Annotated in this window: 20 protein-coding genes; 8 read left to right on the plus strand and 12 right to left on the minus strand. The window is 63.0% G+C overall.

The genetic code is table 11. The features are described 5' to 3' along the window. The first annotated feature begins 4 nt into the window (after positions 1 to 4). Together ACZYTC_RS02970 and ACZYTC_RS02975 are read left to right on the plus strand one after the other, a co-directional pair. A complete protein-coding gene (locus tag ACZYTC_RS02970; protein ID WP_434957495.1) occupies positions 5 to 463 on the plus strand; it encodes a MaoC family dehydratase in 459 nt (152 codons plus the stop codon). Beyond that, complete coding sequence (locus tag ACZYTC_RS02975) at positions 460 to 933, plus strand: MaoC family dehydratase (protein WP_434957494.1); 474 nt, start codon at positions 460 to 462, stop codon at positions 931 to 933. The genes ACZYTC_RS02970 and ACZYTC_RS02975 overlap by 4 nt, the downstream gene beginning before the upstream one ends. Positions 934 to 967: 34 nt before the next feature. Here ACZYTC_RS02975 and ACZYTC_RS02980 read toward each other — a convergent pair whose 3' ends face one another. The 10 genes from ACZYTC_RS02980 to pgeF form a co-directional block, all read right to left on the minus strand. Next, entirely contained in the window at positions 968 to 1,624 is a 657-nt protein-coding gene (locus tag ACZYTC_RS02980) for a class I SAM-dependent methyltransferase (RefSeq protein ID WP_488988861.1), read from the minus strand. A gap of 8 nt (positions 1,625 to 1,632) precedes the next feature. Further along, a complete protein-coding gene (locus ACZYTC_RS02985) occupies positions 1,633 to 2,913 on the minus strand; it encodes a BtaA family protein (RefSeq protein ID WP_441770475.1) in 1,281 nt (426 codons plus the stop codon). Positions 2,914 to 3,037: 124 nt separating this feature from the next. Beyond that, positions 3,038 to 3,469 carry a DUF6636 domain-containing protein gene (locus ACZYTC_RS02990; protein ID WP_488988862.1) on the minus strand — a complete coding sequence of 144 codons (432 nt, stop codon included), beginning with the start codon at positions 3,467 to 3,469 and terminating at the stop codon, positions 3,038 to 3,040. A 379-nt stretch (positions 3,470 to 3,848) separates the two neighbouring features. Beyond that, positions 3,849 to 5,498: an ABC transporter ATP-binding protein gene (locus ACZYTC_RS02995; protein ID WP_488988863.1), complete on the minus strand. Its 1,650-nt coding sequence runs from the start codon at positions 5,496 to 5,498 to the stop codon at positions 3,849 to 3,851. 9 nt (positions 5,499 to 5,507) lie between these two features. After that, positions 5,508 to 6,632, minus strand: a complete 1,125-nt coding sequence (locus ACZYTC_RS03000) for an ABC transporter permease (protein ID WP_434957489.1) — start codon at positions 6,630 to 6,632, stop codon at positions 5,508 to 5,510. Next, positions 6,625 to 7,548 (minus strand): ABC transporter permease subunit, encoded by a 924-nt coding sequence (locus ACZYTC_RS03005; protein ID WP_434957488.1) that lies wholly within the window; start codon positions 7,546 to 7,548, stop codon positions 6,625 to 6,627. The genes ACZYTC_RS03000 and ACZYTC_RS03005 overlap by 8 nt, the downstream gene beginning before the upstream one ends. 223 nt (positions 7,549 to 7,771) lie before the next feature. After that, positions 7,772 to 9,367, minus strand: a complete 1,596-nt coding sequence (locus tag ACZYTC_RS03010; RefSeq protein WP_488988864.1) for a peptide ABC transporter substrate-binding protein — start codon at positions 9,365 to 9,367, stop codon at positions 7,772 to 7,774. A 418-nt stretch (positions 9,368 to 9,785) separates the two neighbouring features. Then, complete coding sequence (locus tag ACZYTC_RS03015) at positions 9,786 to 10,754, minus strand: ribose-phosphate pyrophosphokinase (RefSeq protein ID WP_434957486.1); 969 nt, start codon at positions 10,752 to 10,754, stop codon at positions 9,786 to 9,788. A gap of 172 nt (positions 10,755 to 10,926) precedes the next feature. Next, a complete protein-coding gene (locus ACZYTC_RS03020; RefSeq protein WP_434957485.1) occupies positions 10,927 to 12,075 on the minus strand; it encodes a M24 family metallopeptidase in 1,149 nt (382 codons plus the stop codon). A 29-nt stretch (positions 12,076 to 12,104) separates the two neighbouring features. Further along, positions 12,105 to 12,890 carry a peptidoglycan editing factor PgeF gene (gene pgeF / locus ACZYTC_RS03025; RefSeq protein WP_441770480.1) on the minus strand — a complete coding sequence of 262 codons (786 nt, stop codon included), beginning with the start codon at positions 12,888 to 12,890 and terminating at the stop codon, positions 12,105 to 12,107. Between the two features lie 179 nt (positions 12,891 to 13,069). On the opposite strand from pgeF, the gene ACZYTC_RS03030 reads away from it, so the two are divergent. Further along, complete coding sequence (locus ACZYTC_RS03030) at positions 13,070 to 13,645, plus strand: DUF992 domain-containing protein (RefSeq protein WP_434957483.1); 576 nt, start codon at positions 13,070 to 13,072, stop codon at positions 13,643 to 13,645. 17 nt (positions 13,646 to 13,662) lie between these two features. On the opposite strand, the gene ACZYTC_RS03035 is transcribed toward ACZYTC_RS03030, so the two are convergent. Together ACZYTC_RS03035 and lgt are read right to left on the minus strand one after the other, a co-directional pair. Then, the gene (locus tag ACZYTC_RS03035; protein ID WP_441770481.1) at positions 13,663 to 14,763 is read right to left on the minus strand and encodes a class I SAM-dependent methyltransferase; all 1,101 of its coding nucleotides are present in this window, start codon (positions 14,761 to 14,763) and stop codon (positions 13,663 to 13,665) included. Next, entirely contained in the window at positions 14,760 to 15,623 is an 864-nt protein-coding gene (lgt, locus tag ACZYTC_RS03040) for a prolipoprotein diacylglyceryl transferase (protein ID WP_434957481.1), read from the minus strand. The genes ACZYTC_RS03035 and lgt overlap by 4 nt, the downstream gene beginning before the upstream one ends. Positions 15,624 to 15,733: 110 nt before the next feature. On the opposite strand from lgt, the gene ACZYTC_RS03045 reads away from it, so the two are divergent. The 5 genes from ACZYTC_RS03045 to ACZYTC_RS03065 all read left to right on the plus strand — a co-directional run bounded on the left by ACZYTC_RS03045 (position 15,734) and on the right by ACZYTC_RS03065 (position 18,827). Further along, complete coding sequence (locus ACZYTC_RS03045; protein WP_488988865.1) at positions 15,734 to 15,988, plus strand: accessory factor UbiK family protein; 255 nt, start codon at positions 15,734 to 15,736, stop codon at positions 15,986 to 15,988. A gap of 179 nt (positions 15,989 to 16,167) precedes the next feature. After that, on the plus strand, positions 16,168 to 16,668 hold the full coding sequence (locus ACZYTC_RS03050; RefSeq protein WP_068288472.1) for a type III secretion system chaperone family protein: 501 nt from the start codon (positions 16,168 to 16,170) through the stop codon (positions 16,666 to 16,668). Positions 16,669 to 16,803: 135 nt separating this feature from the next. Then, the gene (proC, locus tag ACZYTC_RS03055) at positions 16,804 to 17,631 is read left to right on the plus strand and encodes a pyrroline-5-carboxylate reductase (protein ID WP_434957479.1); all 828 of its coding nucleotides are present in this window, start codon (positions 16,804 to 16,806) and stop codon (positions 17,629 to 17,631) included. A gap of 96 nt (positions 17,632 to 17,727) precedes the next feature. Next, positions 17,728 to 18,468, plus strand: coding sequence for a TetR/AcrR family transcriptional regulator (locus tag ACZYTC_RS03060; RefSeq protein WP_488988866.1), 741 nt, complete (start codon positions 17,728 to 17,730; stop codon positions 18,466 to 18,468). After that, positions 18,465 to 18,827, plus strand: a complete 363-nt coding sequence (locus ACZYTC_RS03065) for a tRNA-binding protein (RefSeq protein ID WP_434957477.1) — start codon at positions 18,465 to 18,467, stop codon at positions 18,825 to 18,827. Before ACZYTC_RS03060 ends, ACZYTC_RS03065 begins: the two co-directional genes overlap by 4 nt. Positions 18,828 to 18,900: the final 73 nt, after the last annotated feature.

Below are 18,900 nucleotides of genomic sequence, written 5' to 3' on the forward strand. Positions count from 1 at the left end.
GGGCATGGCTGATACCCTGCTCCATTTCGAAGATTTCCCGGTCGGCGAGATTGCCACCTACGGATCGTACAAGCTGACGCGCGAGGCCATCCTCGCTTTTGCCAGGGAATACGACCCCCAGCCGTTTCATCTCGATGATGAGGCGGCAAAAGGCACCATGCTGGGCGGGCTCGCCGCTTCCGGCTGGCATGCCTGCTGCATCTTGATGCGGCTCAACTGCGATGGCTTCATGCTCGGCTCCACCTCGATGGGCGCGCCCGGCATCGACGAGGTCAAATGGCTGGCGCCGCTCCGCCCGGATGTCACGCTGAGCGTTCGCCGCACGACCCTGGAGGCGCGCGCTTCCAAGAGCCGCCCCGAGATGGGCCTGGTGAAGTTCCTGTTCGAGCTCGTGGCTGATGGAAAGACGGTGGTGACCACCCAGACCGGCTCCATCATGTTCGGCCGGAGGCTGGCGGCATGAAATATTTCGAGGATCTCGCCATCGGCGATACCGACGAGATCGGTGCCTTCACCTTTTCGGTCGAGAACATCAAGCGCTTTGCGGTGCTCTACGATCCCCAGCCCTTTCACGTCGACGAAGCGGCTGCGGCGGCCAGCCATTTTGGCGGCCTGGTGGCGTCGGGCTGGCAGGTTGCCGCGGTCTGGATGAAACTCCTGGTGGCGCATCAGGAGGTCGAGATCATCAGGGCGCGCCAACTCGGCAAGCCGGTGGTCAAGCTCGGCCCGTCACCGGGCTTTCGCAACATGGTCTGGGCCAAGCCGGTGCATGCTGGTGATACGCTGCGCTACAGCGTGGAGATCACGGGCAAGAAGGAGAGCGCTTCCCGTCCCGAATGGGGCATCGTCTCGATGCTGAGTTCAGCCATCAACCAGCATGGCGAGCAGGCCTTCCGCTTCGAGGGCACGGTGTTCTGGGAAAGGCGGGGGTAAGGGAAATATAGCGTGCCCCGCAATTGGCTCGAACCTATGTCATTATGGCCGGCCTCTCCAGTTCCGCATAGAAGGCGTAGCCACGGTAGAGGTCTTTGGTCCGAAGCCGCAGTCCCTCGCGGCTTGCGAGGTCCGCCAACGCTGTGGGCAATGCCGCGATGGGATGGACGTGGAAGCGTGCCAGCCAGGCGAAGAGCAGGTGCTTGAACCAGCCCGGCAGGCCCTCCTGCTGGCCGAAATCCACTATCAGAAGGCGCCCGCCTGGGTTCAGGCCGGCAATGGCGCGTTCCAGTACGGCGCGCCAGTCGGGGATCATCGAGAGCGTATAGGAGATGTAGATGCGCTCGAAACCCTTGCGCCCGAGCTGTTCAGGCGAAAAGCGGGTGGCATCGGCCTGGACCACGGTGACTCGCGCCAGGCGATTGCGGTCGAGCGAGTGCCGTGCCGTTTCGAGCATCGCCGTCGAAATGTCGAAGCCGTAAAGTGGTGTGGCGGGATAGCGCCTGGCTACGGCGATGAGGTTGCGGCCGGTGCCGCAACCGATTTCGAGAATCGCATCGCTGGCGGCCGGTCGCAGCGAGGCGATCAGGTGATCCCGGCCGAGCAGATAATATTTGCGCGTGAGATCGTAGATGTAGCGCTGGTGGCGATAGATCCGGTTCATCGCCGCCGCAGCATCGCCTGTCTGCATCTCGATGCTCAATGGAGGGCTCGCAGCTCGTAGAGATGGAAACCGCCATAGATCGCGGAACGGTCGCGGGCGGTCCAGGCTCGGCAACGCTCGCGGTCATAGGACCAGCGTGCCAGCAAGTCGGCGGGGATGCGGCCCGGGAGCAGGCTCTCCTCGGCGGCGGTACGGAAGATTACCCGGGCGCCGGGGCGGGCAGTCCGGGTGATCTCGCTCCACAGCTTGGTGAGGATGACATCGGTCATCCAGTCCTGCGCATCGAGCAGCACATAGGCGTCTAGGCTGGCTGCTGGCTGGGCTTTGAGGTGGTCGATCAGGTTGACGTGGCGCACCTCGATGCGGTCGGCCCGATCGCGCACGGCCTCATAGGCGGCGCGCTCGAGATAGGGCGGCACCGGCCCGTCGCCCTCCGGTTTGTAGCCGCGGCCGAAGGCCTGCCAGGCAAAATAATTGTCCTTGAGGTCGAAATCGCAGGCGAGACGCTCCAGTCGTTCGCGCAGCACATCGGCAATGCCTTCCCCGTCGGCGGCGGCGCCAGCCAGGGCGTCATACTGTTCCGGCGGAATGCCCAGGCCATAGAGCGAGGCCCGCCGGCGGGTCAGCCATTTGATATGCGGGCGATCGAACAGGGGAGCGATGCGCTCGTCGAAGACACGACGCTGCTCGGTGAGGTCGCGGGCTGCCAGCAGGTCGGCCGGATCGATGCGATGCAGCCGTCCGATCAGGTGGCCGAGACCAATGAAACGGCCGAGCAGGCCATAGCGATAGAGGTTCTTGCCGAAATAGCCGATGCGACGGCGGCCAAGCAGGTCGCGGCCATCCCAATAGGCGCGTGTCTCGGCATCGAGATGCGGACGAAGCGCGGTTTCATAAGCCGAGACATTGCGGCGCTGATCGGCGCGCGCAAAGAAATCGTAGAAGGTGGCATGATCCGGCAATTGCTGGGCCGCGGCGATCTTCAAGCGATTGAGCGCGATGTGATGGCGGTTGAGATCGACGGCGGTGATCGAGGCCGGGCCGGCCTTGAGATAGCTCATCACGTTGCAGCCGCCCGAGGCGATTGCGACCAGCCGATCGTCGGGCTTCAGCGCCAGCGCTTCCATGTCGATTTCGGGGTCTTCCCAGATCTGGGCGTAGACGAGGCCGCTGAAAGCCAAGGTGAAAAGCCGATCCTGGATGCCGCGCAATGACAACAGCCGATGGTGCTCCACGGCTTGTTTGACGTGGCCCTGCTTGGCTTGGCCCTGGCTCTTGGCTCGTGCCTGTGTCCCGATGCTGTTCACATCCGTCATCCCCAGCCGCTCCTTCGTCGAATCCAGGTTGCGTGATGGGATTCGCGGATAAGACCAAGCGATGACGGGGGGATGACAGGGGCTCTTCAAAGCGACGTGGAGGCGACAGCTTTCCGCTGCCTCCTCAGTAGGCCAACAGTTTGGCCCGGCTGATGAAGAAGCCGTGGCCGTCTCGTCTGCGGCAGGTCAGGCCATCCTCAGCCGAGACGCATTTGAAAGGGCCATTCTCCCAAGTCTGACCATAGCCGACAGTGGTGTCGCCGTCACAGCAGAAGGGATCGCTGATATCCTTGTAGATGGCGCCTTTTCCGCTCGGCCCGAGAATGATCCGCGCGGGTGATTGCTTCTCCCTTTCGCAGCTCAGGGTCGGCAATTCCAATCCCGCGCTCGCGCCCTCGCCCTCGCCCTCGCTCTGCGGAATGAAGCGGCAGGAAATATTGCCGCTCGGCATGGCAAAGCTCACCATCGAATCGTCAGCCAGCGCCGGCACGCTCAAGGTGGTAGGCATGAGTGACAGCGCGAGGGTGACGGGCAGGATGAATCTGGGCTTCTTCATTTGATATTTCCGTTGGAAACACAGGCGGGGGAAGACGAAGAATGATGCTCTGCAAGCGTGATGGGGCGAAGTTTCGAAGGATACTCACGACACCCCCCGGCACTACAGCCGCAGTTCACGTTTGAAGGGGATATACGGAGCGTCAGCCTCCTGGCTGACGCTCCGTATATCCCGCCTCCTTAGGGCTCGTCCGCCGATAATAGAATCGAATTGGCTCGACCTTTGTCATTGCCGGGTTTGACCCGGCAATCCAGCTCCTTCCAGGTATCGAAGACGAGGCCGCTGGATGCCCGGGTCAAGCCCGGGCATGACAAAGGAGGCATTTCAATTATTTTCGGACAATGCTTTACCTGTTCAAACGCAACTGTCGTGCCAGGCCTCAAACCGTATTCGTGGCCTCGACGCGCTCCTTGCCCAGCGCCGCCGCCATCAGGGTCTGGGTATATAGTTCCCGCGGCGCATCGAAGATCTGGGCGGTCGCCCCTTCCTCGACGATGCGGCCTTCCTTCATCACCACGACATAGTCGGACAAGGCCCGCACCACCGATAGATCATGGCTGATGAACAGGTAGGACAGGCCATGCGTGGCCTGCAGTTCGCGCAGCAGTTCGACGATCTGTTTCTGCACCGAGCGGTCGAGTGCCGAGGTTGGCTCATCCAGCACCACCACCTTGGGCTTGAGGATCATCGCCCGTGCAATGGCGATGCGCTGGCGCTGGCCACCGGAGAATTCATGCGGATAGCGGTTGCGGGCGGCAGGATCGAGACCAACCTCGGTCAGAGCCTGGATGGCCCGCTTGTCGCGATCGGCAGCCGATAGATTCGGCTCGTGCACCCTCAGGCCCTCGGTGACGATGGAACCCACCGACATGCGCGGAGAGAGCGAGCCGTAGGGGTCCTGAAACACCAGCTGCAGGGCGCGCCGCAGCGGCCGCATCTCGAGCACGCTCGCTTTCGAGATGTCCCTGCCGTCGAAGCGGATGTCGCCCTCGCCGGAATTCAGTCGCAACAAGGCACGCCCCAGGGTCGACTTGCCCGAGCCTGATTCACCCACGATGCCGATGGTCTGTCCCTGCTGCAGGCGCACGGAAACATCGTCCACCGCCTTCAGGTCCATGGCCTTGTGGCCGCCGAACATACTACCGCTGAGATGATAGGTGACCCGGATGTTGCGGCCCTCGAGCAGCACGGGGGCATCGGGCTGCGGTGGATCCTTGTGACCTGACGGCTCGGCCGCCAGCAGCATCTTGGTGTAGTCGTGCTGGGGATTGTCGAAGACCTCTTCCGTGGTGCCGGTCTCCACCACTTCGCCACGACGCATGACATAGACGCGATCGGCGAAGCGCCGGACGATGTTGAGGTCGTGGCTGATGAAAACGATGGACATGCCCAGGCGCTGCCTGAGCTCGGCGAGCAGGGACAGGATCTGCGCTTGTACGGTGACGTCGAGCGCGGTGGTCGGCTCGTCGGCGATCAGGAGGTCGGGATCGTTGGCCAGTGCCATGGCGATCATCACGCGTTGACGCTGGCCTCCCGACATCTCATGCGGATAGGCATCCACCCGCCGCTCCGGATGGGGGATACCGACGAGCTTGAACAGGTCGATCACTTTCTTGCGGGCTTGCTTGTAGCTGCCGCCGCGATGATGGACGATCGGCTCGGCAACCTGGCGCCCGACCTTGTAAAGCGGATCGAGCGAGGTCATCGGCTCCTGGAAGATCATGGTGATCTTGTCGCCGCGTACCTTGTTGAGCTCCCTCGGCGATAGGCCGAGCAATTCCCTGCCGCGATATTTGGCCGATCCACGCACCTGGCCGTTGCCGGCCAGCAGGCCCATCAGCGCCATCATGGTCTGGCTCTTGCCCGAGCCGGATTCGCCCACGATGGCGACGGTCTCGCCACTGTTGACCTTGAGGTCGATGCCCTTGACCGCCTTGACCGTGCCGTCGGGGGTGCTGAAGCTGACCTCCAGACCGCTGATGTCGAGGAGGGTGTCTGTCGTGTCCTGATCCGAGGGTGTCTGTTGCATCGGTCTTCCTCAGCGATCTTTGGGGTCGAAGGCGTCGCGCAGGCCGTCGCCGATGAAATTGAGGCAGAACAGGGTGGTGACCAGGAAGATGGCTGGGCAGATCAAGAGGTAAGGCGCTGCTTCCATGGAATCGGCGCCTTCCTTGATCAGCGCCCCCCAACTGGTCAGAGGAGCCTGCACGCCGAGCCCGAGGAAGGAGAGGAAGCTTTCCAACAGGATGATGCGCGGAATACGCACCGTCAGGAACACCAGCACCGGGCTCAGCGTGTTGGGAATGATGTGGCGGCGGATCACCGCGCCCTCGCTGAGCCCCAGGGCGTGGGCTGCCGAGATGAAATCGCGCCGCTTCAGCGACAGGGTCTGCCCCCGCACGATGCGGGCCATATCGAGCCACTCGATGGCGCCGATGGCAACGAAGATCAGCCAGAAGTCGCGCCCGAAGGAAGCCACCAGCAAGATGACGAAGAACATGAACGGCAGCGAATAGAGGATCTCGACGAAGCGCATCATCAGATTGTCGGTACGCCCGCCGATGAACCCCGAAACAGCGCCGTAGGTGACGCCGATGATGAGACTGACCAGGCTGGCGAGCAGGCCGACGAGCAGCGAGACCTGGCCGCCGATCATGATCCTGGTCATCAGGTCTCGGCCATTGCCATCGGTGCCGAGCAGGAAATACTGGCCATTGATGTCGCCCTGCATGACCACCGTGCGGCCGTCGTCCCGGGTTTCGGTGACCTTGGTGTTCCGGAACTCGTCGATACGATCGACATAGCGGGTGGCGCGCGGATCGATCGACCGGCTGGAAGTCAATGTCGCCGTGAACTGCGTGCCTGAGGTCTCGAAAGATTGAACCTGCAGACGGGCCTGGGAGGCCGCCCGCTTCATGGCCTCCTCGAGTGTCGCGTGCTTGGGATAAGGCGAGAGGCTGGGGGGAACCTTGACGTAGGACCCGTAGACCTGGTCGTAGCCATGAGGCGAAAAAAACGGCCCCAGCACGGAAAAGAGCACTATGGCCGCAAACACGAACAGGCTGACCATGGCGGCCTTGTTGCGGCGGAGGCGGAGCCAGGCAAGCTCGACCAGACTGCGGCTGCGACGAGGGGCGCTTGTTGTCAAATTCGTCTCAGTCATTGCGCACCCTCGGATCGAGCCAGGCGTAGAGCAGGTCGACGATCAGGTTGAAAACGATGATGAAGACCGAGACCAGCACGACGGTCCCCATCACCAGCGTATAGTCGCGGTTGAGCGCACCTTCGACGAAATCCTTGCCGACACCGGGGATGCCGAAGACCTTCTCGACCACCACCGAGCCCGTCAGGAGCGAGGCGGCGGCGGGGGCAAGGTAAGTGACGATCGGCAGGACGCCGGCCCGCATGGCGTGGCCGATAATGGTCAGCTTGGCCGGCAAGCCATAGGCCTTGGCCGTGCGGATATGGTCGGCATGCAAGGCTTCCAGCATGGAACCGCGCATCAGGCGGGCAAACGTCGCCAGCTCCGGCAGAGCCAGGGTGATCATCGGCAGGAGCAGGTAGCGAAACGAACCGTCGCCCCAACTGCCGGTCGGCAGCCAGTGCAGGGTTTGTCCGAAGAGGAGCGCAAGGACCGGACCGATGACGAAATTGGGGACGGTGATGCCGATATTGCCGATCGCGGTCACGGCGACATCCACGATCGAATTCTGGCGTAGAGCGGCAATGGTGCCGATGAGAATGCCGCCGACGACAGCCAAGAGCAATGCCATGCCGCCAAGCTGCAAAGAATATGGCAGTTTTTGAAGTATGATTTCGGAGACCGTATAATCACGATAGACATAGCTGGGGCCGAAATCGCCCCGCAATACATTCCAGATATAGTTTAAGTATTGTTTCCAGACCGGGTCATCGAGATGATAGACCCGGTTGAGGTTGTCCATGATCTGCGGTGGCAGCGGGCGGGCAAGATTGAAGGGGCCGCCTGGTACCTGCCGCATCAGGAAGAAGGAAAGCGTGATGATCACGAACAGGGTCGGAATCGCGCTCGCCAGGCGCTTCAGTACAAATGAAAGCATGACATCGCCTCGGATTGGCTGCCCGCGAAGCGTTCAGGCCTGGCATCAGCGAGGCGAGCGCGCTTCCCTAGAGCAAAGCGCGTTTAAGTGGAAACGCTTCTTAGCTCTAACTCTTTGTTCGGACGCGTCTTTGCGATTCTTGCCGACCCCGCCAAATCGCAAAACGCTTTAGCCGCGGATGAGAGGCAGGCGGGTGGGTCGCCTGCCTCTCACATACGGCGTTTCATTCCTTGGTGAGGAAACGCGTGCCGTGGTGGTTGGCGAGGTTGTCGTGCCAGCCCTTGACCTTCTTGGAAACCAGCCAGGGGTCGTTGTAAACCAGCAGGGGCGTAACGGAGGCGTCGCGCAGCAGCATGGCTTCCGCGTCATGCAGGATCTGCATGCGCTTGGGCACATCCCGCTCGGCGAAGGACTTGGCCATCAAGGCATCGAATTCGGGATTGTTGTAGTGGCCGTAGTTGAAGACCTTGTTGGTGGAGACACCCAGGGTCAGGAAGTTCTCCGGATCGGCATAGTCGGCGACCCAGCCGGCCCGTGTGATGTCGAAACTGTTGCCTTGCTGCAGATAGGCGTAGTGGGACTTGAGATCGGAATTGAGCATGGTGACCTCGGCGCCGAGGCCCTTCCACATATCGGCGATCGCCGTGGCGACTTTCTTCCAATTCTCATTGGTGTTGTAGCGGATCTCGACCTTGAGCGGCTTGCCGCCCGGACCGTAACCGGCTTCTTTCAGCAATTCCTTGGCCTTATCCTCGCGGTCGAGCTGGGGCATGTCGGCGAAGTCGGCCTTGGCCGGCGTGTAATTGACGATGCCGTCCGGGATCCAGCTATAGAGCGGCTGATAGACGCCGTTCAGCATGTCATTGGCCAGGAAGTCGCGGTCGATAGCCATGGCAAAGGCTCGTCGGACCCGGACATCGTCGAAGGGGGGCTTGCGGGTGTCGAAGGCATAATATTCGCTCGACGTCGATGGCGAGACGTGAACCTCGTCGCCGACCTTCTCCTGCAGGAATTTGCGCTGATCGGCCTGGAATTGATAGGCGAGGTCGAGCTCTCCGGCGAGGAAGCGGCGTTGGATGGCGGCCTGGTCCTCGCTCGGATAGGCAACGACGCGATCGATCTTCACATTTGCCGCACCCCAGTAGTTGGGGTTCTTGACGAAGGTGAGGTGGTCGCCTGGTATCTGCTCGGTGACCGTATAGGCACCGTTCGACACCAGATTGCCCGCCTTGGCGAAGTCGCGGCCATATTTCTCGACATTGGCCTTGTTCACCGGCACCACGCTTTGATGAGCCAGGAGTTCGGGGAAGAAGGGAACCGGACTTTCGAGGGTGATTTCCAGCGTGCCGGCATCGATGGCCTTGACCCCGAGAGTATCGACCGCTGCCTTGCCGGTGTTCACCGCCTGAGCATTCTTGATCGGATAGGACAGGCTGGCATATTCGCCGGCTTCCTTGGGATCGAGATTGCGCCGGAAGCTATAGACGAAATCTTCCGCCGTGACCGGATCGCCGTTCGACCACTTGGCACTGGATCTCAATTTGAAGGTGTAGACGAGCCCGTCCGGGGAAACCGTCCAGCTTTCGGCGACGGCGGGACCCACCTTGCCGGCGCCGTCATAAGCGGTGAGACCTTCGTAGAGGTCGTCGATGATGAACTGCTCGATATTGGTGGTCGTGTGGATAGGATCCAGCGATTGAGGTTCGCCGCCAAGGCCCTTGTTCAGCACTGTTTCGGCTGAGGCCGGCAGGGCCGTGCCGCCGAGCATGCCGATGGCAAGCAGGGCGCCGAACAGGCGCGTTCGAATAATCGCTGTCATCCTGATTTCCCCTCTGAAGCCAGTTGTTCCGGCTATTGGTTGAAGGCTGGCAGTAAAGGCTCTCGCGTTCACTACGGCAACCCGCGATTTTCGACGGGGAGAGGAAGGGTAGTGCTGCGCGCGCTGCGTGCAGGGGAACAGTATGTCGAGGGGTATAGTGATCGTCTGAAAATTGCGGATGGCCGGGATACGACGCAATATTCGCCATAACCGACTGCGCTTTGTGCCTTCTACGTTGCGGAGACTGATGGCGCGAAGATCTGGCTGAAATATGGGGATAAGCCACGGACAACCTGGCCGCGAGTGGCGCGGCAGGAGGAAGCCCCGATGTCGAGGCCATAGGACGCTGAACCGCCGCGAGAAGGAGGCTGCGCGGGCGGTTCTGAAAAAACCAATCCGAACGGAGGGACGGGCAGGCTCAGTTGAACAGGCTGGAGACGCTCTCTTCGGATGCGGTACGGCCGATGGCCTCGCCGATCAGCGGCGCGATCGAGATGACGCGGATATTCTGGGCCACGCGCACGGCCTCGGTCGGCATGATCGAGTCGGTGATCACCAGTTCGCGCAGCTTGGAGGAGGCGATACGGGCAACCGCGCCGCCCGAAAGCACACCATGCGTGATGTAGGCCAGCACGTCCTTGGCACCACGTTCCAGCAGAGCCTCGGCGGCGTTCACCAGCGTGCCGCCGGAATCGATGATGTCGTCGATCAGGATGCAGGTACGGCCCTTCACGTCACCGATCACGTTCATGACCTCGCTCTCGCCGGCGCGTTCACGGCGCTTGTCGACGATGGCGAGGGGGGCGTCGATGCGCTTGGCGAGAGCGCGGGCGCGCACCACGCCGCCGACGTCGGGCGAGACCACCATGAGCTTTTCGAGCTCCATGCGGGCCTTGATGTCGCGTTCCATCACCGGGGCGGCGAAGAGGTTGTCGGTGGGAATGTCGAAGAAGCCCTGGATCTGCCCGGCATGCAGGTCGAGGGTCAGCACGCGGTCGGCGCCGGCATGGGTGATCAGGTTGGCGACCAGCTTGGCCGAGATCGGCGTACGGCCGGAAGCGCGGCGATCCTGCCGGGCATAGCCGAAATAGGGGATCACCGCCGTGATGCGCCGTGCCGAGGAGCGGCGCAGGGCATCGGTGATGATCAACAATTCCATCAGATGGTCGTTGGTGGGGAAGGAGGTCGACTGGATGACGAAGACATCCGCACCGCGGACATTTTCCTGAATCTCGACGAAGATCTCCATGTCGGCGAACCGCCGCACCGAGCACTTCGTCAGGGGGGTTTTCAGATAGGTCGCAATCGATTCGGCCAGTGCACGATTCGAATTGCCGGCGACGAGCTTGATCTCGCCCGAACCGTGGCCCCTGTCACCTGCCGCCATGAAGCCGGCTCCCGCTTTGAGAAAAATGCACCCGGCTCTTAGCAACTGGCCGCCCCGCATACAATGGGGGCGTCACAAGGAGTTCACACTTGCATGGCTGGAATGCGTGCGGATTGGGATGATTTGCCGCTGTTCCGATGCCCGGTCGGGCCTGGGCGGCCTTCCCGTCGCATCAGCGCATCTGCAATCCGGCATCGGCTCCGTTCAGCACTTCGCTGCCGTTCTGGGTCGTCAGGCTGGTGCGCCCGAGGCACATGGCGGTGCCGCTGTCGGAATCCATCAGGATCATATGGGCGAACATCACCATGCCCGGCTCCAGCACCCAGTCATTGCCTTCGTAGAACATCGGCCGGTCCATCCAGGACGGCGTGAACTTGGCGCCGAGCGAATAGCCGCAGGCGGCAAGCCGATGGTTTTCAAGCCCATGCGAATCCATCACCCGGGCATGGGCGGCGAAGACGTCGCCGGCTGTGCGCCCCGGCCGAATCTCAGCCTCGCAGGCGAGAAGGGCTTCATGCGCAGCCGTGTAAAGCTCGCTGTGGCGGGGCGAGACGTCGCCCACGGTGACCGTGCGCATCAGCGCCGCATGATAGTGCCTGTAGACGCCGGCGAATTCGAGCGTGATCTGGTCGCGCTCGGCGAGCTTGCGGCGGCCGCTCTTGTAGCGGCAGAGCAGGGCGTCGCGTCCTGAACCGATGATGAACTCGTTGGCGGGGTAGTCGCCGCCAGCCGAGAAGATGGCATTGTGCTGGGCTGCGAGGATATCACCCTCGTCCGCGCCAGGAAACACGGCGGCGATGCCGGCCGCATCGGCGGCATCCGAGAGGCGGGCCGCTTCGCGCACATAGGCGATTTCGGCAGCCGACTTGACGGCTCGCAGATGGGCGATGACATCGGAGGCATCGATCAGTTCGAAATCGCCGGCGAAGGCCGCCTCCAGCTTGCGGCCATTGGCATGGGTGAGGCCGTAGGAATCGAACTCCGCGCCGATGCGGCCGCCGGTCACGCCGAGATCGCGCACCATGGCCAGGAGCTGCTGGGCCGGAGTTGCATCCTTGCTATCCGTCCAGATGCGGATGTCGCTGAGAATCGAGGTGTGCTGGGCTTGGCGCAGATCGGCCGTCCGCGTGAGCAGGGCCATCGTGCCGTCGGCGCGGACCAGCAGGGACTGGAAGAAGCAGAAACCGAACGTATCGTAGCCGGTGAGCCAATACATGCTCTCCTGCGCAAAGAGCAGCATGGCGTCGAGCTTGCGCGCGGCCATCTCGGCCTGCAGGCGCTTTAGGCGCGCGGCGAATTCGTCGTTTGAAAAATGCAGCATGGCAGATCCTGCCTCGAATCCCGTTCCTGTCAGTCCATCAGAGCGATAGCATGCAGCAGGCGGCCATAATCGGGCTCCTTGCGATGGGTCACCCGGCGATAGGAGAAGAAGCGTTCCTCATCCTGATAGGTGCACAGCGCCATGTCCTCGAAGCGGCCGATCCCGGCGGCTGTGAGCCGCATGGTGATATAGGCAGGCAGGTCGAACATGGCGTGGCCGGCATTGGGGCTCGGGCCAAAGAAACGTTCATTGGTGGTATCGGCTTCGATGAAGCGCTCCCTGAATTCGGGGCCGACCTCGTAGGCCGCGCGCGAGATCATGGGGCCAAGCACCGCGACGATGTCGCCGCGCGTGGCGCCGAGGCCCACCATGGCGTCGAGCGTGGTTTCGAGCACGCCGGTGAAGGCGCCCTTCCAGCCGGCATGGGCCGCGCCGATCACGCCGGCTTTTGCATCGGCGAACAGGACGGGACCGCAATCGGCGGTGGCGACGGCCAGAGCGAGATTGCGCTCGCGCGTCACCATGGCGTCGACCTTGGGCGCATGCTCGCGGGACCAGGGGGCGGTGACGGTGACCACGTTGGGTGAATGCACCTGATAACAGGTGATGAAGCGGTCACGTGGCACGCCGAGGCTGTCGGCCATGCGGCCCCGGTTCTCACGGACATGATCGGGAACGTCGTCGGAGCCCGATCCCCCGTTGAGGGAGGCGTAGATGCCGGCCGATACACCTCCCTGGCGCGTGAAGAAGCCGTGGCGGATGCCGGGCAGGTCGAGGGCGGCGTGCTGGAGCGCGATGGCGGGCGAATCGGTCATGGCGGCAGGATCGGGAGGAAGGCGGGGGATGTCAAACGGGTGCCGGGAAGGAAGTCGATGCCAGCCAGGATTGTGACGCCGGCGATTTCGCTCCAGGAACCGTTGCGTTTTGAAGCCGTTGGTTCAAAGTGCTCAGCTATCTGGCCGTGGCCAGAAAGATTTGTTGAAATAGGTGCCCCATGAAAATCACGAAAATCCTGCCCGCCCTCGCGCTGGCGGCCTTGCTGGCGCCTGCGGCGGCCGGCTCCGCACAGGCGGCCGTCAGGACGGGAACGCTCACCTGCGATATCGGCGGCGGCATCGGCGTGGTGCTGGGTTCGCGCAAGTCGGTGTCCTGCCGGTTCTCGGACTTCAACGGCTACAGCGAACTCTATGATGGTACCATCACCAAGATCGGCGTGGATGTCGGTTTCACCTTCGGTGGCCGAATGGTCTGGGCCGTGTTCGAACCCTCCAATCGCCACGCGCCCTTGGGCGGCAATTATGCCGGCGTGTCGGCCGAGGCCAGCGCCGCGGTCGGTGTCGGGGCCAATGTGCTGCTCGGCGGCGGCAATGGCGGTGTGACGCTGCAGCCGATCTCGGTGCAGGGGCAGACTGGCCTCAACGCTTCGGCCGGCATTGGCAGCCTGCATATCCGCCCGGTCGCGGCGCCGGTGATCATTCAGTCTGAGCGGGTCTATCGCCCCCGCCACAAGGCGCACCGGCATCACTACAAGGCGAAGAAGCATCGCAAGAGCTGCCGCTGCAAGGTGTGAGGCTGACCGGGCCTTTCTCAGCTTCGCTGGGTTCCTGGCGCTGAAACGGCCAGCACCTTGAACAGCGAGCCCATGGCGCGCGGGGCATCGTCGGTGAGGCGTTCGAGCGCCTTGGCAATCGCCTCTGCCTGCTCCGGCGTGGCATGGCGGCTGAGATTGGCCGCCATCGGGCGGATGCCGAGTTCGTTGAGGAATTGCGCCTGCGTGGCGAGGATGTCGATCGCAAGGCGTTTGTCGGCGGCGATCCGCGCCAGTGTCTCGAAACAGACATGGGTGGTGAGATCGGCTTCGCCGGGCCGGGCCAACGGGTCGACGAAGGCATGCGCCGCCATGGCCTGCAGCGTGTCGCCAACGCCGAATTCAAGATGGCCATAGTCGATGATCAGGGCAGCACCGCCAAATCGGGCGAGCCGATCGCAGAGGCCAGCCATCACCTGCGAACCGGCTTCCGGGTATTCGACGATGGTGCCGTCGAGTGCGGTGTTAGAAAGGGAAGGGGCCTGGCTGGCCGGCACGGGCTCGGCAGCGAGGCCGAAGGCCAGTTCGTCATCGACCAGGCCGACAAGACGTTCATGCCAGTGTCCGCTGCGATGGACCAGTTGATGCACGGGCAAGGCATCGAAGAACTCGTTGGCGATGACGATCGATGGCCCGTCCGGCAAGGTGGCGATGTCGTCGTGCCAGATCGGAGATCGGCCGGCGAGGCTGGGGCCGAGAGCCTCGGCCAAGATGGTGGCTTGGGCCTTGCGCAGCGTGGGGCTGGTCTCGACCAGATGCAGTTCGATGGCGGCTGCAAAGGCCGGCAGGACCTTGCCGATGGCACGCAGCGCATCCGCCATCAGCGTGCCGCGTCCCGGCCCCAATTCCACGAGGCCGATATGGGTGGGCGAACCCAGGATCATCCAGCGATGGGCAGCCCACAGGCCGAGGATCTCGCCGAACATCTGGCTGATCTCGGGAGCAGTGATGAAATCCCCGGCGGCGCCGAGCGGATCGCGCGTGATGTAATAGCCGTAACGGGGATGGCCGAGCGCGAGCGCCATATAGCGCGCTACGTCGATCGGCCCGTCCTGGCGGATGAGATCCTTGATTTCGCGGGCGAGCGGCGTTTCGCTCATGCCGATTTCGGTGTGTCGGAGGCCTTTGGCGCCTCGGGGCGATGCATCAGGGCGTAGATCACCAGGCCAAGGCCGGCCACGATCATCGGCAGGGAGTAGGCCTGGCCGATAGTCAGCACATTTTGAATCCACCAGCCGTCCGGCTCGCGATAAAGTTCGCTGAAGGAGCGGGCGGCGGCATAGCCGATACCGAACAGGCCGGCGATCAAGCCGGGCCGTTTCAAGGCGCCGAAGCGTGTCATGACGGCAAACAGCACGAACAGAGCAAGGCCCTCCAGAGCGGCCTCGATCAGCTGGCTCGGATAGCGCGGCGTCGGTCCCTGTTGTGGCACCAGGGCGAAGGGGCTCGAAGGCGAGATCACGCCCCAGTAAGATCCCCAGGCTGGCCGACCCCACAATTCGTCATTGATGAAATTGGCGATGCGGCCGAGAAACAGGCCAATCGGCGCCACGCAAGCGGCAATGTCGAGATAGGACAGGATCGGAATCTTGTTGCGCCAGGCGAACAGGATGATCGCGAGGGCCGCGCCCAGGAAGCCGCCATGGAAGGCCATGCCGCCCTCCCAGACCTTGAAGATCTCGATCGGATTGGCGAGATAATAATCGGGCTCGTAAAGCAGCATGCCGAGCCGCCCGCCGACCACCACGCCGAGCGTGACCCAGATCAAGAGGTCGTCGAATTGCAGCTTGGTGCCAGGTTGTACCAGCCAGAGCCTGGCATTGCCGATCAGGCGACGTCCGTACCACCAGCCGCCGAGCAGGCCGAAAATATAGGCCAGCGCATACCAGCGGACGACGAGGGGGCCGATGCTGAAAATTTCGGGGTGGATGTAGGGGACGATGAAATATTGCTCAGGCATGGGTGCCTTTTGGTGACTAGAGGTGACAGCGTCAAGGCAGAAGCTTCTATCGGGGCCAAGCTTTTATCGAGGTCTGGCCCGTGCTATCGACGCCGCAAAGGAGTTTCGTGATGCCACAGCAATCCGGCCGTATCTATGAAGAGTTCGCCAAATTGATGACCGACGCCGCCGGCGTAGCCCAGGGCGTGCGCCGGGAAGTCGACAGCGTCGTGCGCAGCCAGGCCGAGCGCATCATGCGCGATCTCGACTATGTCCGCCGCGACGAGTTCGACGCCGTGCGCGAGATGGCGATCAAGGCCCGCGACGAAAACGAACGTCTCGCCGCCCGTGTCGCCGAGCTCGAGGCCAAACTTGCTGCACGCTGAGCGCAAGACTGTCCCGCCGTGCGACAATAAGACCGGCTAAGAATGAGAGGCCTCCTTGTGGACGGCGGGAACGAATCCTTGCCGATTCAGCCCGAATGCCTGAACTCTCCCCTCACAGGCTGCGTATCGATCGGTGTTCGCAGCGCCAATGCGCCTCCTCGGAGGCGCCGGGAGTTGCAATGTCGGTAATCGAGCTCCAGAGCGAGCGGGCCGGTCATCCGGTTGATCTCGTCGAACATCTGGCGAGTCTTCATGACTGGGCTTTCGACAGACTCGGCGAAGATGAGATCTCCATCGTCGTGAAGGGGCATGGCTGCGACTATGCTGTCTCCTTCACCTGGATGGACGATATCGAGTCGCTGCATCTGGCCTGCTCCTTCGACGCCAAGATTCCCAAGCGTCGCCACGCCGATCTCTTGCAGACGATTGCGCTCGTCAACGAACAGTTGTGGATCGGCCATTTCGACGTCTGGAACGCTGATCAGGTCATCATGTATCGCCATGCCCTGTTCCTGGCCGGCGGCGCCGAGGCCACGCCGCGCCAGTGCGAAGCCCTGATCGAGATCGCGGTGGAAACTTGCGAACGCTATTTCCAGGCCTTCCAGTTCGTGATCTGGGCCGGCAAGACCCCCAAGGAAGCGCTCGAGGCCGTGCTGTTCGAGACCGTGGGCGAAGCTTGATGTACGGTTGCATGGTCGTTTGACCGAGCGCGGGAAACGCGGAGTGTTGGCCTCTGGTCGACAAATGTCAGCCGGAGGCTGACACTCCCGACACCCTTTCCCCCTCGGCATTCCCCATTCGCAGGAGTTTTTCCCATGGCTGAGACATTGGACATTGGCGGCAAGCTGTTGCTGCTGGGCGCCGGCAAGATGGGCGGGGCCATGCTGGAGGGGTGGCTGAAGCTCGGCCTCGATCCCGCCCATGTGGCGGTTATCGATCCGCATTTGCCGCCGGAGGTTGCCGGTGACCTTGCCGTGAAAGGTGTCGCGGTCAACCCGATGCTGGCCTCCTTCGGCACGCCGGCCGTGGTGCTCCTGGCGATCAAGCCTCAGATGATGGATGTCGCCATGGCCTCCGTCGCGCCGCTGTTCGGGCCTGATACCCTCGCCGTCTCCATCATGGCGGGCAAGACCATCGCCAGCATCGCGGCGCTGCTGCCGGCCGATACTGCTATCGTGCGCGCCATGCCGAACACGCCGGCGGCCGTCGGCCGCGGTATCACGGCCGCGGTGTCGAATGCCTTCGTCACCGCTGACCAGGAACGGGCCGCCGATGCTCTGCTGCGGGCGACCGGCGCGGTCGAGTGGGTTGTGGATGAAAGCCTCATCGATGCGGTGACGGCCGTCTCCGGATCGGGGCCGGCCTATGTCTTCCATCTCGTCGAGGCCATGGCCGAAGCCGGAGCGGCGGCGGGGCTCCCCGCCGATCTCGCCATGCGGCTGGCGCGCGCCACCGTGGCGGGTTCCGGCGAATTGCTGCACCAGTCTGATCTGCCGGCCGCCACGCTGCGGCAGAACGTCACCAGCCCGGGCGGCACCACCGCGGCGGCTCTGGACGTGCTGATGGCTGAAAACGGCTTGACGCCGCTGATGAAGCGGGCGGTCGAGGCGGCACGCCGGCGCGCGGGCGAACTCGCTTCCTGACGGACAGAAGGGCTCCTGTCTGCCAATGCGCCGCATTGATCCGGCTCGCGATCGGCCTATCTTAGGATGGGCAAACCAGAAAGCGAGGTCCGAGCCATGGTTGCCAAGTCGAAAGCAGACAATGCCGTCGATCCGCGTCAGGCTGCGATCGAGGCCTTGCTGGCGTTGTGCGCCGACAATCCCTGGGGCGAGATCGGTCTGGCCGATATTGCCGAGAAGGCGGGGCTGTCCCTGTCGCAATTGCGCGGCCTCTATCCCTCCAAGGGAGCCATCCTCGCCGCTTATGCGCGCCAGGTCGACCAGAAGGTGCTCGAAGGCATTGACGAGAGCATGGCCGCGGAACCGGCCCGCGAGAGGTTGTTCGACATTCTGATGCGACGTATCGATGTGCTTTCGCCGCATAAGACGGCCATCGCCAACATTTCCAGGGCCTTCGCACTCGATCCCCTCGCGTTCACCGCCTGGAACCGTGTCGTCACCAATTCGATGCAGTGGATGCTGACGGCTGCCGATATCGACGCCGAGGGCCCGATGGGAGCCGTGCGCGCGCAGGGGCTGGCGCTGGCCTGGGCCCGCATCATCAAGGTCTGGCTGAAGGACGAGGATGAGGGCCTAGCCACGACGATGAAGGAAGTCGATCGGCAGCTTCGTTCGGGCGAGCGCTGGATGGAGCGGGCCGACGATCTCTGCCAGATCTTCGCGCCGTTCCGCCGCATCGCCGAACGCTCCCATGCGCGCCGTGCCCGCATGCGCGAAAGGCTGCGCGAGCGTTTTCACGATTTCGCCGATTCTCGCCGGCGGGGCAGGGATGATCGCGACGATGCGGAGGCGGTGTGAGTACGAGTAACGGGCAGCCGGCAGCGGAAATCGGCTTCGACGATTTCCTCAAGGTTGATATTCGCATCGGCACGGTGCTGGAGGCGGTGCCCCTCGAAGGGGCCCGCAAGCCGGCCTACCGGATGCGGATCGATTTCGGCGATGAGATCGGCATCAAGGCTTCATCAGCCCAGCTTACCGCGCTCTACAATGCCGAGGAACTGGTCGGGCGCCAGGTAATGGCGGTGGTCAATTTCCCACCGCGCCAGATTGGCAAGTTCATGTCACAGGTGTTGACGCTCGGCTTTCCTGGCGCCGACGGTGCCGTCGTGCTGGCGACGCCGGAACGCAGCGCCCCGAACGGCTCGCGCTTGTTCTGACAATGGAGTGAGGGGCAGCGCGACATCCGCGGAAGAATGGGCGGTTACCCAAACGCCTGCGCCCCCGGTCACC

It is taken from the genome of Labrys sp. F242 (genome assembly GCF_057813875.1).

Bases quoted from the DNA above. Each gene is read 5' to 3' on its own strand.
- ACZYTC_RS02970 (WP_434957495.1), top strand. From the start codon at position 5: ATGGCTGATACCCTGCTCCATTTCGAAGATTTCCCGGTCGGCGAGATT.
- ACZYTC_RS02975 (WP_434957494.1), top strand. From the start codon at position 460: ATGAAATATTTCGAGGATCTCGCCATCGGCGATACCGACGAGATCGGT.
- ACZYTC_RS02980 (WP_488988861.1), bottom strand. From the start codon at position 1,624: ATGCAGACAGGCGATGCTGCGGCGGCGATGAACCGGATCTATCGCCAC.
- ACZYTC_RS02985 (WP_441770475.1), bottom strand. From the start codon at position 2,913: ATGACGGATGTGAACAGCATCGGGACACAGGCACGAGCCAAGAGCCAG.
- ACZYTC_RS02990 (WP_488988862.1), bottom strand. From the start codon at position 3,469: ATGAAGAAGCCCAGATTCATCCTGCCCGTCACCCTCGCGCTGTCACTC.
- ACZYTC_RS02995 (WP_488988863.1), bottom strand. From the start codon at position 5,498: ATGCAACAGACACCCTCGGATCAGGACACGACAGACACCCTCCTCGAC.
- ACZYTC_RS03000 (WP_434957489.1), bottom strand. From the start codon at position 6,632: ATGACTGAGACGAATTTGACAACAAGCGCCCCTCGTCGCAGCCGCAGT.
- ACZYTC_RS03005 (WP_434957488.1), bottom strand. From the start codon at position 7,548: ATGCTTTCATTTGTACTGAAGCGCCTGGCGAGCGCGATTCCGACCCTG.
- ACZYTC_RS03010 (WP_488988864.1), bottom strand. From the start codon at position 9,367: ATGACAGCGATTATTCGAACGCGCCTGTTCGGCGCCCTGCTTGCCATC.
- ACZYTC_RS03015 (WP_434957486.1), bottom strand. From the start codon at position 10,754: ATGGCGGCAGGTGACAGGGGCCACGGTTCGGGCGAGATCAAGCTCGTC.
- ACZYTC_RS03020 (WP_434957485.1), bottom strand. From the start codon at position 12,075: ATGCTGCATTTTTCAAACGACGAATTCGCCGCGCGCCTAAAGCGCCTG.
- pgeF (WP_441770480.1), bottom strand. From the start codon at position 12,890: ATGACCGATTCGCCCGCCATCGCGCTCCAGCACGCCGCCCTCGACCTG.
- ACZYTC_RS03030 (WP_434957483.1), top strand. From the start codon at position 13,070: ATGAAAATCACGAAAATCCTGCCCGCCCTCGCGCTGGCGGCCTTGCTG.
- ACZYTC_RS03035 (WP_441770481.1), bottom strand. From the start codon at position 14,763: ATGAGCGAAACGCCGCTCGCCCGCGAAATCAAGGATCTCATCCGCCAG.
- lgt (WP_434957481.1), bottom strand. From the start codon at position 15,623: ATGCCTGAGCAATATTTCATCGTCCCCTACATCCACCCCGAAATTTTC.
- ACZYTC_RS03045 (WP_488988865.1), top strand. From the start codon at position 15,734: ATGCCACAGCAATCCGGCCGTATCTATGAAGAGTTCGCCAAATTGATG.
- ACZYTC_RS03050 (WP_068288472.1), top strand. From the start codon at position 16,168: ATGTCGGTAATCGAGCTCCAGAGCGAGCGGGCCGGTCATCCGGTTGAT.
- proC (WP_434957479.1), top strand. From the start codon at position 16,804: ATGGCTGAGACATTGGACATTGGCGGCAAGCTGTTGCTGCTGGGCGCC.
- ACZYTC_RS03060 (WP_488988866.1), top strand. From the start codon at position 17,728: ATGGTTGCCAAGTCGAAAGCAGACAATGCCGTCGATCCGCGTCAGGCT.